Annotated in this window: 10 protein-coding genes; 8 read left to right on the plus strand and 2 right to left on the minus strand. The window is 41.4% G+C overall.

What is annotated here, in order from left to right; all coding sequences use genetic code 11:
* Positions 1-109 precede the first annotated feature (109 nt).
* The 5 genes from NCI00_RS27300 (at position 110) to NCI00_RS27320 (ending at position 7296) form a co-directional block, all read left to right on the plus strand.
* Complete coding sequence (locus NCI00_RS27300; RefSeq protein ID WP_253532875.1) at positions 110-1303, plus strand: replication initiation protein; 1194 nt, start codon at positions 110-112, stop codon at positions 1301-1303.
* Positions 1304-1481: 178 nt separating this feature from the next.
* Entirely contained in the window at positions 1482-2426 is a 945-nt protein-coding gene (locus NCI00_RS27305) for a ParA family protein (RefSeq protein ID WP_253532876.1), read from the plus strand.
* Positions 2427-2440: 14 nt separating this feature from the next.
* Complete coding sequence (locus tag NCI00_RS27310; RefSeq protein ID WP_253532877.1) at positions 2441-3283, plus strand: ParB N-terminal domain-containing protein; 843 nt, start codon at positions 2441-2443, stop codon at positions 3281-3283.
* 482 nt (positions 3284-3765) lie between these two features.
* Entirely contained in the window at positions 3766-6408 is a 2643-nt protein-coding gene (locus NCI00_RS27315; protein WP_253532879.1) for a DUF7133 domain-containing protein, read from the plus strand.
* 24 nt (positions 6409-6432) lie between these two features.
* A complete protein-coding gene (locus NCI00_RS27320) occupies positions 6433-7296 on the plus strand; it encodes a 3-keto-disaccharide hydrolase (protein ID WP_253532880.1) in 864 nt (287 codons plus the stop codon).
* A gap of 89 nt (positions 7297-7385) precedes the next feature.
* On the opposite strand, the gene NCI00_RS27325 is transcribed toward NCI00_RS27320, so the two are convergent.
* Entirely contained in the window at positions 7386-9221 is a 1836-nt protein-coding gene (locus NCI00_RS27325) for a CocE/NonD family hydrolase (protein ID WP_253532882.1), read from the minus strand.
* 844 nt (positions 9222-10065) lie between these two features.
* Between NCI00_RS27325 and NCI00_RS27330 the strand changes: the two genes are divergently transcribed.
* Entirely contained in the window at positions 10066-10557 is a 492-nt protein-coding gene (locus NCI00_RS27330; RefSeq protein WP_253532883.1) for a hypothetical protein, read from the plus strand.
* A gap of 80 nt (positions 10558-10637) precedes the next feature.
* Complete coding sequence (locus NCI00_RS27335; RefSeq protein ID WP_253532884.1) at positions 10638-11612, plus strand: YitT family protein; 975 nt, start codon at positions 10638-10640, stop codon at positions 11610-11612.
* Positions 11613-11677: 65 nt separating this feature from the next.
* On the opposite strand, the gene NCI00_RS27340 is transcribed toward NCI00_RS27335, so the two are convergent.
* Complete coding sequence (locus NCI00_RS27340; RefSeq protein ID WP_253532886.1) at positions 11678-12499, minus strand: XRE family transcriptional regulator; 822 nt, start codon at positions 12497-12499, stop codon at positions 11678-11680.
* Between the two features lie 252 nt (positions 12500-12751).
* Between NCI00_RS27340 and NCI00_RS27345 the strand changes: the two genes are divergently transcribed.
* Positions 12752-13222, plus strand: coding sequence for a YopX family protein (locus NCI00_RS27345; protein ID WP_253532888.1), 471 nt, complete (start codon positions 12752-12754; stop codon positions 13220-13222).
* Positions 13223-13224 lie beyond the last annotated feature (2 nt).

Raw genomic sequence — 13224 nt, forward strand, 5'->3', positions numbered from 1 at the left:
GTTTAAGTTGTTGTTAATCAGTAGAATAACTGTAAATAATGTAAATAGATTTTGAGTTTATTTACATTATTTCTAAGTTTGTTCAATAACTGTTACAAACGGTATTGCTATGGCAAAAAAAAACAATTTAGAATACATTGAAGACTTACAAAACAATTCTGAGGTGGTAATTCTTAACAACCCTATTGCAACGCCGACCTTTATACGTCAGTTATCGAAAAGTAAAAAAGCAGAAATAAATGAAGTATACACCCCTAAGTTATTTTATGAAATAGCTTCCAGGCTTAAACCCTCTGACCTCGAAAACTTAAGCCGTCACTCAAACATTGTTCTAACCCTTGAAATCAAAGATTTTTTAAAGAGCATCCAAACCACTAACACGTCGGGATACTCCTATTTGATTGATTCCATCAAAATGTTGCAAACTACACTGGTGGAATGGGTTGAAGGGCGAGAAACCATCATTGTTCCGATTATTTCACAAAGTGTTCATAAACACGATTCGGGCAAGATTGATCTCTATATTGCACACGATTTGGCAAAACAGATTTTGCAAGTACGTGAGACCGAAAACTTTAGTTTTTTTAAGAAAAATGTCTTCGCGCTTCAAACTACGCGGTCTATTAAATTATTCCCATTTTTTAGCAGTTGGAAAAATTACGGGCGTCCGATTGAAGTTGATTTAAAGTCATTTAAAGAAAAGCTGGGTTTTAATAAAGCGGTTTATTCTCGTTTTTCCTCACTCAAAAAACATGTTATAGACCCTGCTATTCAGGAGATTAACGAAAAAACAGATTTGTTTGTCAAGTACGAACTGCTGGGTAATAATTTGGATTCAAAAAAACCGCGTGTGACTGGCATACGGTTTTGGGTATGGGAAAAAAAGAACCTTAAAGCACTGGATGACAAAAAAACGGAGGTAAATAAAGGGGAGATTTTTGCTGATATTGATAAATACATCGCGCAGCTTTCGACCGACTATAAAGCCCGCCTGCGCAAACATGCTGACGAATTTTATGACCGCCTTTTGGCCAATCCAGCCAACAAGACCCATTATAGTGAATTGATTGTGAGATTTCAGGGGACAGCATTGGTCAATCAGTTTAACATGGTAACGGATGTTGAATGGATGATGAAAGAGTTTTTCAGGATGTTTCCTTACCATGCAGAATCGCTTCGCTCCCTTTCGGCAATACGGTCACACATTGAGGTAACGGAGCTGGACGCCAAAAGCAGAGGTTTCTTGTTGTATTTTGAACTTGATGAGGCATTTGATTTAAAGATAATCAAGGTAGAGTCTTAAAAATTAGCTTCAAAATTGCAGGCTGTAAGCCGAACCTTCAAAAGACCCAAACACTTTTCTCCCATCAATAGGTCTTTAAAGAATCTGGTGATTTCTTAGATAATTTTATATCTTAAAAATGAGATATTGATAAAATTATATCTAATTTTGACTCACTACTTTAACCCCCTTATGGCTGATGTTGACACAGGATATTGTGTTTCGATTTCTTAGATCAAAACCTGCACTGAATCATTCACAAATTGAAAAAGAGGCGGGATTGCCTTCAAAAACCCTCTACAAGGCGCAGGGTGGACTGATAAATCTCAACGAGAACCACTTGTCTAAATTGGGACCAGTATTGAGAAACTATGGTTTTTCGGAGGAGCAATTCAGCAAAGCCAAAGTAATATCTATCGTCAATCACAAAGGCGGAGTCGGAAAAACAACATCTACCATCAACCTTGGCAAAGCCCTGAGTTTGCTCGGGAACCGCGTGCTGATGCTGGACATGGATTCGCAGGGAAATTTGTCACAATGTTTTGGAATCCATCAACCCGAAACGCAGATAATTGATTCTTTGTTGGATAAAAGAGAGCTTCCAATCATCGAAATAGAGCCAAAACTGCATTTATCCCCCTCTGATATTCAAATGGCTTACCGGGAGTTAGAACTGGTAAATTCAATTGGCAGCGAGAAGCGATTATCCAACAAACTTGCTCCTATTCTCTCCGAGTACGATTTTATTTTGATTGACTGCCCTCCCGCACTTAATGTGCTTACTACCTGCGCGTTGGTTGCTTCGCACGAATGTCTCATTCCGATTCAGCCCGAAGCATCGGCCTATCACGGGGTTGAGAATCTGTTTAATCGTATTTTTGAAATTAGAGAACATTTGAATTATTCGTTACGAGTGAGGGGGATTTTTTTTACAATGGTTCACAAAAATCAGAGCGTTCATCGTACCATGATTGAACATATTCGTCAGGTTTATGGTCATTTTGCCATTTTTGACACCCTGATTGAAACCTCCACGGTCATCAAACAATCGCAAGTAGCCAAACAAGACCTGTTTGAATATTCCCCCAAATCCAATTCCGCAAACCAGTATTTAGCGCTGGCTCAGGAACTTGCAACAGCTTAAATTTTCTTCGAGATATGGCAAAAGATTTCATGTCGGGTATCAAAAAAGCAACCGCTCAATTGCCTAGTTCGGCATTTTCTGAAGTGGAAAAAATAAAAAAGCAACTTATCATTCTGGAAGAACTTCGTCAATTTATTACCCCACTGACGACCGACGAATTGGCCATACTGGGAGCAAATATCTTGAGCCAGGGATGTAAAGACCCACTGGCCGTATGGGAAACAACTCGAAAGGCGGCGGGTTTGGATGACACTGACGAAGTGGCTTATGTGCTAATCGACGGGCACAATCGATACACGATTTGCCAAAAATATACGATTGATTTTAAGATTGTACTTCTAAAGTTTGATGACCTTGAGAAAGTCAAGGATTACATGATTGATTTCCAACTAGGACGTCGAAATTTAAGCCCCGAGCAATTGTCTTTTTTTAGGGGGCTAAGGTACAATCGTGAAAAAGGTCGCAAGGGAAAATACGACCGCGAAGAAGGTGGTATAGATATCTCGAAGCAGCTGGCCGATGAATTCAAAGTAAGTCAGCGTACAATCAAAAACGACGGAAATTTTGCCAAGGGTATTTCTAAGTTTTCGCCTGAGCTACGTCAACAGGTATTGGCTGGCAACGCCGCTCTGAACAAAACAACAATACAAGAATTAGGCAAACGGGAAGATGTTGCTGAAGGAGCGTTTCTATCCCTTGAAGCACTTTCTGAGCCCGCCAAAACAGACTCATCTCCTTTTCTGGAAGAGCTGACACAACGCAAAAAGGAAGTAGCCCGAATTGCGACAAATATGGTTTCAAAATCAGACTACGCACTGCTCGTGCAAAAGGTAAAAGAATTAAAAAAATATTTGTAATGTGTTAATAATCATTGTTTTAACCATAAGTGCAAAACTTGCACTTATGGTTTTTTACCTTTTCGATGTAGAAGTATTTGTTTCAAAAACACACAAATATTCGGTTGTTCTTGTAAAAAAATGAAAGACTTTAAAATTGTTGTTTTTCTGTTCAAAAAAAATGAAAAAATATTTGTAACTATTTGATAAACAATAATTTAATCATAAGTGCAAAACTTGCACTTATGATTAAAACGTCAAAAGTTATGACTACTTAAGACTTCACTCAAGGTTAAATATATACCTATTAGCATTCAAATCAGAAAAAAGGTATATTCATTCGGTTGAATTAGTAGTTTTGCGTGAGTTATGAGAGAACCAACTCGTCTTTTACTTAATAGTAGGAGTTGAAGTAGCTAAATAAATCATCAAAAGACTTCGAAGTCAGTATTATAATCTGTTAAAACCCAACTTTACTCAATGACCATAAATTTCTAACTTATATGCTAAAAGTCTCCTACACACTAATTGCATCGTTGCTTTTCCTCATTTTAAACGGTACCCAACCGTGGAGAACAGAAACACCGAAAAACTACACTACTATAACCAGAATTGATTCCCTACGGAATGCATCAAGTTGGCCCGAAGAGCTGAGTATTTCTAATTTCAGCAGCGCCGACATCACACCCAGTCCAGCATGTATTGCCGTAGCTCCTTCAGGAGAGGTGTATGTGGGGGTAGATAAAATGGGTTCACTCGGTAAAAAACCTGGCAATGGAAGTATAGTCAGATTGGTTGATACCAATAATGATGGAAAAATAGACCAACATACTACATATGCTTTGGCGGACAATCCGCGTGGAATTCTACCCATTGGCGACCGGGTTTATGTACTTCATACCGTGTTCTCCAAAGAAACGGGAATTGCAACGGGAATGAATTTGGTGGTTTTTGAAGACAAAGACAATGATGGGGTGGCCGATGGACCTTCATCCCTCCTTATCGAGCACATCAGTTCGCCTAAATTTCTGCAAAGTCGCGGAACTGACCACGCCACCAACGGAATCCGCATGGGGATTGATGGATGGATTTACATAGCAGTTGGGGATTTTGGTTTCCATAACGCTACCGACCGTTCAGGAAAAAAAATGACCATGTTGGGCGGGGGAATTGTCCGTGTTCGTCCTGATGGTACCGAAATGGAAGTATATACCCATGGCATGAGAAATATTTATGACGTAGCCATTGACCCGTACATGAATATTTTTGCCCGGGGCAATACCAACGACGGCGGCGGTTGGAACATTCGTTTCAGCAACCAAATTCAGTCTGGCGAATACGGTTATCCTGTGTTGTTCAAACATTTTACCGATGAAATCATCCCCGCACTGATTGACTTGGGAGGCGGCTCGGGAACGGGAGCGCTGTTTATGGATGACGCAACTTGGCCCGCAAAATACAATAACGTACCCATGATGGCCGATTGGGGGCGCAGCCAGCTCTATATTCACCGCGTGACGCCAGATGGTGCCAGCTTTACTCAGAAAGAGGAGCCGTTTATTAAATTAGCCCAAATCACCGATATCGACATCGATGCTTCTGGGCGGGCTTATCTTTCAGCTTGGGATGGGGCAGGTTATTCGGGCAATCCTAAAAAGGGATTTGTGGTGCGGGCTGTCCCCAAAAACTGGGTTTACAAGCCTTTTGCTGACCTTAAAAAAGCGTCGGTCAGTAAGTTAACTGCCTATTTATCTTCGGGTAGTGCAGTAGCTCGATTGGCAGCCCAGCAGGAATTGCTTACTCGTCCGACGAAAAAATACAGTAAGGCGGTTTGGAAATTAACAACCGACAAAAATAAACCGCTTGCGGCACGCGTAGCGGCGCTTTTTACCTACGCACAAGCCACTGGAGTTGAGGGTATTGCGAATCTACTCAAGCTGACTGAAGATGCCGATTTGAAAGAATTTGCTTTACGCGCATTAGCCGACCGAAAGGGAAATCTGGCGCCCGTGCCAACAGAACCATTCCTAAATGGATTAAAAGATTCTTCTCCTCGGGTTAGGGTGGCGGCTACCGTTGGACTGGGCCGTTTGGGTCGTACAGAGGTCGCTGATGCGCTGTTGCAAGTGGCCGTTCCTTCCACGTTTGCCGCTCCAGCCATTGGTACGGAAGGCCCTCACGCTACGCCAAATTCGGCCATTATTCCAGCCCACATCGCGGTACGGTCGCTTGTAAGCCTAAATGCCGTGGATGCTTGTGTAAAAGCCATTGGAACGGCCAATTCAACGATTGCCCTTTGGGCGTTGCGTTATATGCACGATTCTAAAGCTGCAAATGGGTTGATGGCTGCCTACCAGCGTACAAATGATGAATCGCTAAAAAAGCAAATCCTAACAACACTTTCGCGGATTTATAAAAAAGAAGCTGATTACGACGGCTCTTGGTGGTGGAGCACTCGCCCAGATACCCACGGGCCTTATTATAAAGCAATTACGTGGGAGTCTTCAGCGGCAATCAAAGATTTCTTGGTGGCAGAGTGGCAAAAATCGACCGATAAACAGTTTTACATTGACCTGAACAGTCGTCATCGGATGGAAATTCCTGAGTTTGGGAAAGAAGAGCCAGTGGCCGTGAAGGAGGAAGTAAAGGTTGATTTGGAAAAAATCAGGAATAAAAAAGGACAGGTAGGAGAGGCGTCGATTGAAGATGTTATGTTGGCCATGGCTAAATTTCAGGGAGATGCGGCGTTAGGAAAAACGATTTTTACCCAACAAGGCTGTATTGCCTGCCACAGCCTTTCAAAAGGCGAAGTAATGAAAGGCCCTTTCATGGGGCAAATTGGCTCTATCATGAATCGGGAACAGATTGCAGAATCTATCCTAAAGCCCAATGCCTCAATTTCGCAAGGATTTTCTACGGTTCTCATCACTGCCAAGCGTAATAAAAGCTACATGGGCTTCATAACGGAAGAATCTGCGACCAAAGTAGTATTGAGAGATATTACGGGGCAGGTCACAACCCTTAAAACATCTGACATTGTCAGTCGTAAAGAAATGGAAACATCGATGATGCCTTCAGGGTTGGTCAATGCACTTTCTTACGAGGAATTTGCTTCATTGCTGACTTTCCTCGCCCAACAAAAATAATGTAACGTATCTAAAAATATACCTATGAAAGCATCATTGACAGGCCTATTGATTCTACTCGGAATCGTGGCTTTTGGGCAAAAAAAAGCCGATAAAGAGGAATGGAAACAATTGTTTAACGGTAAAAATCTCGACGGTTGGGATGTTAAAATCAGAGGATACGCCTTGAACGAAAATTTTGGCAACACCTTTCGTGTCGAAAACGGTAGCATGGTTGTGAGGTACGACGCCTATGATGATTTCAAACAACAATACGGTCACATTTTCTACAAAGGTGATTTTTCGTATTATCGGGTTGCTGTTGAATACCGTTTTGTGGGCGAGCAGGCTCCCAAAGGAGAAGGCTGGGCCTGGCGCAATAGCGGCATCATGGTTCATGGTCAGCCCGCCGAAACCATGGGCTTAAAGCAAGATTTCCCCGCATCCATCGAAGTACAATTATTGGGAGGAAACGACAAAAAACGTACTACCTGCAACCTTTGTACACCGGGTACAAATGTTGTCATTGACGGTAAGTTAATTACGCAACATTGCATTAATTCTACCTCACAAACCTATAATGGAGATCAATGGGTACGGGCCGAAGTACTGGTATTGGGCGATTCACTCATACAACATTTTGCTAATGGTGAGAAGGTGTTGGAATACAATAAACCCCAACTCGGAGGCGGTAACGTGAGCGGACACGACCCTGCACTGTTGGTCAACGGAAAATTATTGGAACATGGATCAATCTCGCTGCAAAGTGAAAGTCACCCCGTTGAATTCCGTAAAGTTGAGCTATTAGAGCTGAAAGGATGTATGGACCCGAAAGCCAAAAATTATAAATCCTATTTTGTAAAGTCCGATAACTCGACCTGTGAATACAAAAGAAAGAGAAGAAAATAGTCACTTAAGTCCTTCATTTAAAGGTGTTTGTTGAAGTAGTTGTTTGCTTCAACAAACACCTTTTTATTGCAAAACATTGAAAGAAAGAATTACTCTAACACCCTGACGCTGACGTAAGAAGAACTATTGCCTGAGCAATACACACGGTGAAAGGCTTTCTGAAAATCACTCGCTTCTGCTTTGTAAATATTTACGAACTTTTGTGGATTACGGTCAACCAATGGAAACCAACTGCTTTGGACCTGAATCATAATTTTATGACCCTTCTTGAAGCGGTGGGCGGCGTCTTGCATATCGAAGGCTACCTGTTCAACTTTATTGGGGACCATCGCTTCAGGCACCGTAAAACTTTTTCTGAATTTAGACCGCATCACTTCTCCTCTTACCAATAATTGAAATCCGCCCATTGCTTTACGTGGATTTTCGGGACTATCATTGGGCGCATTGCCTGGATAAACGTCAATTAATTTTACCACAAAATCGGCGTCAGTGCCCGTGGTTGATACAAACAGATTGGCAAAAACATTGCCAGAAATGGTCACATCCTCCGTCAACACTTCCGATTCATACACCAGCACATCGGGGCGTTGGGCGGCAAATCGTTGGTCTTCGTACATGAAATCGCTTCCTCTGATATTTCTAATTTCGGCGGTGTAAGGAACGGGCTTGTCGGGGTCGCTTAGGTACTCATTGAATGCGGGTGGGGCCGTTGTGAAGGTGGGCGAAAAAGAAAGACTACCATCAGGGTGCAGATAAAGTTTTTTTTCAACGGTATTTTTGGGAGGCCATTGGTCATATTTTTTCCATTCGTTGGAGCCAGTTTCAAAAATATAAGCTTTGGGCAGTTCTGGATTTGGTTTGTCTTTCAGGTAATGATTAAAAAAGGGTAATTCAATGTTTGTTTGGTAAAAATCGCTTGTACGGGAGCCAAAACGGATGTGGCCCAACGATTCACCCGTGCCTCGTGCCCATCCGCCGTGAATCCACGGACCCATGACCAAGTGATTGGGTGATTTTGGTTGGTTATGTTCAATACCTGCGTACGCTTTCAACGGTCCGTACAAATCTTCTTGGTCAAACCAACCGCCCACCACCATTACAGCGGGTTTGATGTTTTTAAGGTGCGGAACTGGCGTACGCGATTGCCAGAATTCATCGTACACTTCATGCTCCATTAACTGATTCCAGATGCGGTTTTCTCCCTTAAAAATCTTCTCATTTACGTTTTTAAGTGGACCTAAATTCTTATAAAACTCGTAGCCATCGGGGGTGCCGTAGGCCGAAAACCCTGGCTTACCCTTGGGGCTGGGAGTGGGTCTTGGCGCGCCGTAAGAAGAGATAAACGAAAACGTTCCCATCAGAAAAAACGCCCCGTTGTGGTGGCGGTCATCGCCCATAAACCAATCTGTTACGGGGGCTTGTGGTGAAGAGGCTTTCAAGGCGGGGTGCGCTTCGATGTTGGTCATGGTAGTATAATAACCCGGCGCAGAAATGCCCCAAGTGCCCACCCGACCGTTGTTTCCTGCCACATTTTTGACTAACCAATCAATCGTATCAAATGCATCGGAGCTTTCGTCATTATCGGTTTTGTTTTTCTTGTTTGGAATAAACGGGCGATAGGCTTCAAAATCACCTTCAGACATGTATTTTCCTCTAACATCTTGATAAACAAAAATATATCCATCGCGGGCGAAATGCATGGAAGGCCCCAGTGAAGTTTTGTACAGTGTGTCGCCATACGGTGCCGAACTGTAAGGCGTGCGGCAAAGCATAATGGGGTATTTTGCCCCCGTCGATACATCCTTTGGAATATAAATTGAGGTAAATAGTTTGACCCCGTCACGCATGGGCACCATTCGTTCTAGTTTTGTATAATGCTGCCGTACGTAGATAGAATCTTCCTTGGCTTTTGTAAGTTGTGCCATCGAACTGGTGGCGTAAAAAAGGAAAAAAAACAAAATCAACGTGAAGCCATTTTGAGCGTTTGATGTAAACCAATGTGGGGAGAGTTTACTAAATAATGGGGGAGGAGGGGATGTAAATTTAAGTTTTTGCATAATGAAGTGAGTACAAAATAGAATAACCTATAATTATCGCAATATACGGCTTCAACGCCTATTTTTAGCTAACAAAAGCGCTTAAACCTGTTTATTTTAAAGGTATTTTTTGAAAAGGCAGTTTTTTATTTTGTTTTTCAATTGTATTTTCTTCTCAAACAGTAGTTAAAATTTGCTATTTTTTGTAACTTGCAGAAATACAATTATCAATTATAACCTTTATTTGGTGAAAAAAGCGGCAAAACTGATTGGTTTCTTAGGCATTTTAACCCTGTATGGCTTTATACTAAGCCTATACAGTGGAAATGCTTTTGTCAACCATTCAGCAGATTTGCAACTTGCTGATTCTCAAAGTAAACACAGTAGTTCGGTACAATTACCAGAGCTATTTTGTCTCACTGCGCACGCCGAAATATCCGTTGCGCCACCACAATCCCCTTCGTTTCCTCGTCCCGAAAACTTTCTAAACAGGTTTTTGTCGTGCTACAAAACCGCTGAGCAGTTATTTGACACGACCTTTTCACAGTACAGTTTCTATTCCCTCAACTTATTGGTGCGTTTAGAGCGGACCGACATTATTTTTCCTTTCCATTACTTCTGGTAATTAAGTTTTTATCCTTTCGTGACTTCTTAAAAATTATTCTTTGCAGAAATGGCTTTGACGGCCGTCTCTGTAACGATTGCGTATTTTAAAAATTTAAAAGACTAAAAAATGGATTTAGGAGCTTCAATCGTAGGTATGATTGTCATACTTATCTGTATCATACCGTTTGTTTTAATAAGTATAAAAAATCGTAAAAAAGGTGAGGAACTACGCCAAAGGCTTTTCGATTTTGCCAAAAAGAGCAATTTTACTGTCAGCAGATTTGATTCATGGAATCGTTCAAGCATTGGAATTGATGACCAAAATGGCGTAATTTTCTTTACAAGAACCGTGAATGACCAAGCGTTTTTACAACAAATAAATCTCTCTGAAATTCAAAAATGTCGGGTCATTATCACCCGAAAAACAGACAGTAGTTCGGGTGGAATCGATATACTTGAGTTGGCATTTACTTACCAGAATAAACAAAAACCAGACGTTATTTTGGAATTTTATAATGCTGCTCATGATAGTTTGACACTTTCTGGTGAGCTGCAAATGGTAGAAAAATGGGGTAAGATTGTCAATGACAAAATTGCAGTAGTGACCTCTCTACGATAAATTTCCCATCCCCAACAGGGTAGCTTAGCGACTCTGTTGGGGATAAAATTCACACCCATCCATTTCAAAATATAAAAAATATGAATTCGTTCTTAACCAAAGTAATCACCCAAACGATTCTTCGCAATAAGAAATCGCTAGGGGACCAACAGAAATATTCAGACTTCGTACTGGCCAAAGGCTTTCGCGAACTCAAGATTAATATTGTCAGGTATTTCAAAGATTTTATCTTGGTTTGCCTCGGCATTGCGTCGGCTGCTTTTGGGTTGGAAAGTTTCTTGATTCCCAATAGTTTTATCGATGGAGGTGCCACCGGAATATCACTCCTTATTACAAAGCTGACGGGTATACCTCTCGCGGTTTTATTGGTGCTGATAAATTTACCGTTTGTCTTCCTCGGATATATCGTCATCGGCAAACAATTTGCGGTCAAAACGGCCCTCGCCATTGCGGGCTTAGCGGTTTGCGTGGCAACTGTCCATTTTCCAGAGGTAACTAACGATAACTTGTTGGTGGCCGTATTTGGTGGTTTTTTTCTGGGAGCCGGAATTGGTTTATCCGTGAGGGGTGGGGCCGTGATTGATGGGACAGAAGTCTTGGCTATTTTTCTAAGTCGCAAGTTTGGCACCACCATCGGTGACATTATCATCATGATTAACATTGTCATTTTTTCGGCAGCAGCCTACTTTCTTTCCATTGAAACCGCCCTTTATTCAATGATTACGTATTTGGCCGCTTCCAAAACGCTAGATTTTGTCATTGAGGGTATTGATGAATACACGGGCGTTACCATTATTTCTGTTCACAACGAAGAAATACGGCAAATGATTATCAACGAAATGGGCCGAGGTGTGACGGTATACAAAGGAAAACGCGGCTACGGTAAAAGCGGTGAAACTGGTGAATTTGATATTATTTACACGGTTATTACGCGTTTGGAGCTTAATAAATTGAACACCGAGATTCAAACCATTGATCCCAATTCTTTCGTTGTCATGAGCAGTGTAAAAGATACCAAAGGTGGGATGATTAAAAAGCGCTCTTTGAAGCACTGATAAAAGTTTGTGAAAAACAGTATCGTTTTGTTGCGCGGGGAGTAGCTGAGCCTACTCCCTTTGAGTCATTTCTTGTCATTCAACCCTAACTTCAGGGCAATAAACTCTCTTTTTAGCCCTCGAATTTCATTCAGTATTTCTCCAAAGGGTGCTTCTTGTTCGGGTTCGGGAAGTTCAGAACTCATATAAAGACTGAATTCCCAAATCTCCAATACCTCTTCCAATTTTAAATCATAGGGAGCATAAAGCTTATTTAAGGAAGTGAGTGTCAGGTACGGTTCGGTGGTTTGGACTGAGGGTTTAGCTGTTACTATTTTAAAAACGATGTCTTCTTTGGTGATGATGATATAAGCATTGTTTTCGCGGACGCTAAACCAGTTATGAACATGAGAGCCAAGTACATACGAGCCATCAGGGATGGGATACATAGAATCTCCTTCTATCTGAAACATCCGAAACTTGCGATTTGTGGGGAGCATTGGTAACCTAAACTGTACCAGCTCGGATATAAAATCGGCATCTTCGTGCCCTCCGCCAATGTACCCTGCTTTGGCTTTTTTCGGTACCAATTCTACGTTATCAAGGTTGTCGTTGCCTACTGATATAGGCAGAATGCGCAAGTTGAGGCCCTTGGCATTTTTGAGGTGAGCATTAAAGATTTCATCCAGTTGGCTGGCATTCATGGTTGCCAAATTCTTTCTTACCAACGTCTCTAGGCTTATCTTAAAAATATCAGCCAGTCGCAGGAGAACCTCCATCGGTGGCATAGAACGTCCGCGTTCGTATTGTGAATAGCTTCCCCGCCCGATTTGTACTGCATCGGCGATTTCATTCTGACTTTTATGTTCTTTGTTTCTGAGGAAAACCAAGTTTGACGATACGTACATGCTACAAATTGTTACGTGACAAATGTACAAATGGTTGGATGAATACCCAAATAGTAGCCTTTTTATTGGTATATAAAAAATATCCCTAAAAAAGCATGGCAAAAACTTGTATATGATACATATTGTAACATATATTTGCAACAATAAGTATCAACGATAATCGTCTGATGTACAAGCTCAAATCTTTAGCGATACGGTTTTGGGTACAGTCGTCCGAAGTGCTTTAAGTTCAAAATTTAAAACAACAATACGATGGATTGGCTGCCCAACAAACGAAACGTATTTAAGGTATGGGATGGAAAAAAAATGCATCTCTCGCCCGTTAAGCTAACACTCGATGGTTTGCCTGTGCAACTTCATATTGATGAGGGATTGAAACTTATCTTACCTGATGGCTCGGCTTTTCAGTCCAATCCGAAAATAAAATGGTTTATCGAACTCCAATTTATTGGTTTTAGTGACAAAAACGGGGAGAATCTCTTCGAAGCAGATATTGTAAGCTACCACGTACAACCTTGCGTCATTCTTTGGAATGAGGTTTTTAAAGCCTATCATTTTTATTCGGTCAAAGACAATAAACTTCATTTAGAAGGCCCAGTTAGAAGTTCGCATGAAAAAGAAATTGAGATACTCGGTAATATTTTAGAGAATCCTGAATTCATAAAACCATTTCGGGTTCAAATAAATAACTCCTTCAATAACTCTCGACGTATGGCGGGATAGTA

Origin of the sequence: Runella salmonicolor, assembly GCF_024158025.1 — a bacterium.
GTDB lineage: Bacteria > Bacteroidota > Bacteroidia > Cytophagales > Spirosomataceae > Runella > Runella salmonicolor.

Excerpts from the sequence above, each read along its gene's own strand:
- NCI00_RS27325 (WP_253532882.1), bottom strand. The coding sequence starts at position 9,221 with ATGGCACAACTTACAAAAGCCAAGGAAGATTCTATCTACGTACGGCAG.
- NCI00_RS27315 (WP_253532879.1), top strand. The coding sequence starts at position 3,766 with ATGCTAAAAGTCTCCTACACACTAATTGCATCGTTGCTTTTCCTCATT.
- NCI00_RS27330 (WP_253532883.1), top strand. The coding sequence starts at position 10,066 with ATGGATTTAGGAGCTTCAATCGTAGGTATGATTGTCATACTTATCTGT.
- NCI00_RS27335 (WP_253532884.1), top strand. The coding sequence starts at position 10,638 with ATGAATTCGTTCTTAACCAAAGTAATCACCCAAACGATTCTTCGCAAT.
- NCI00_RS27300 (WP_253532875.1), top strand. The coding sequence starts at position 110 with ATGGCAAAAAAAAACAATTTAGAATACATTGAAGACTTACAAAACAAT.
- NCI00_RS27345 (WP_253532888.1), top strand. The coding sequence starts at position 12,752 with ATGGATTGGCTGCCCAACAAACGAAACGTATTTAAGGTATGGGATGGA.
- NCI00_RS27340 (WP_253532886.1), bottom strand. The coding sequence starts at position 12,499 with ATGTACGTATCGTCAAACTTGGTTTTCCTCAGAAACAAAGAACATAAA.
- NCI00_RS27310 (WP_253532877.1), top strand. The coding sequence starts at position 2,441 with ATGGCAAAAGATTTCATGTCGGGTATCAAAAAAGCAACCGCTCAATTG.
- NCI00_RS27320 (WP_253532880.1), top strand. The coding sequence starts at position 6,433 with ATGAAAGCATCATTGACAGGCCTATTGATTCTACTCGGAATCGTGGCT.
- NCI00_RS27305 (WP_253532876.1), top strand. The coding sequence starts at position 1,482 with ATGTTGACACAGGATATTGTGTTTCGATTTCTTAGATCAAAACCTGCA.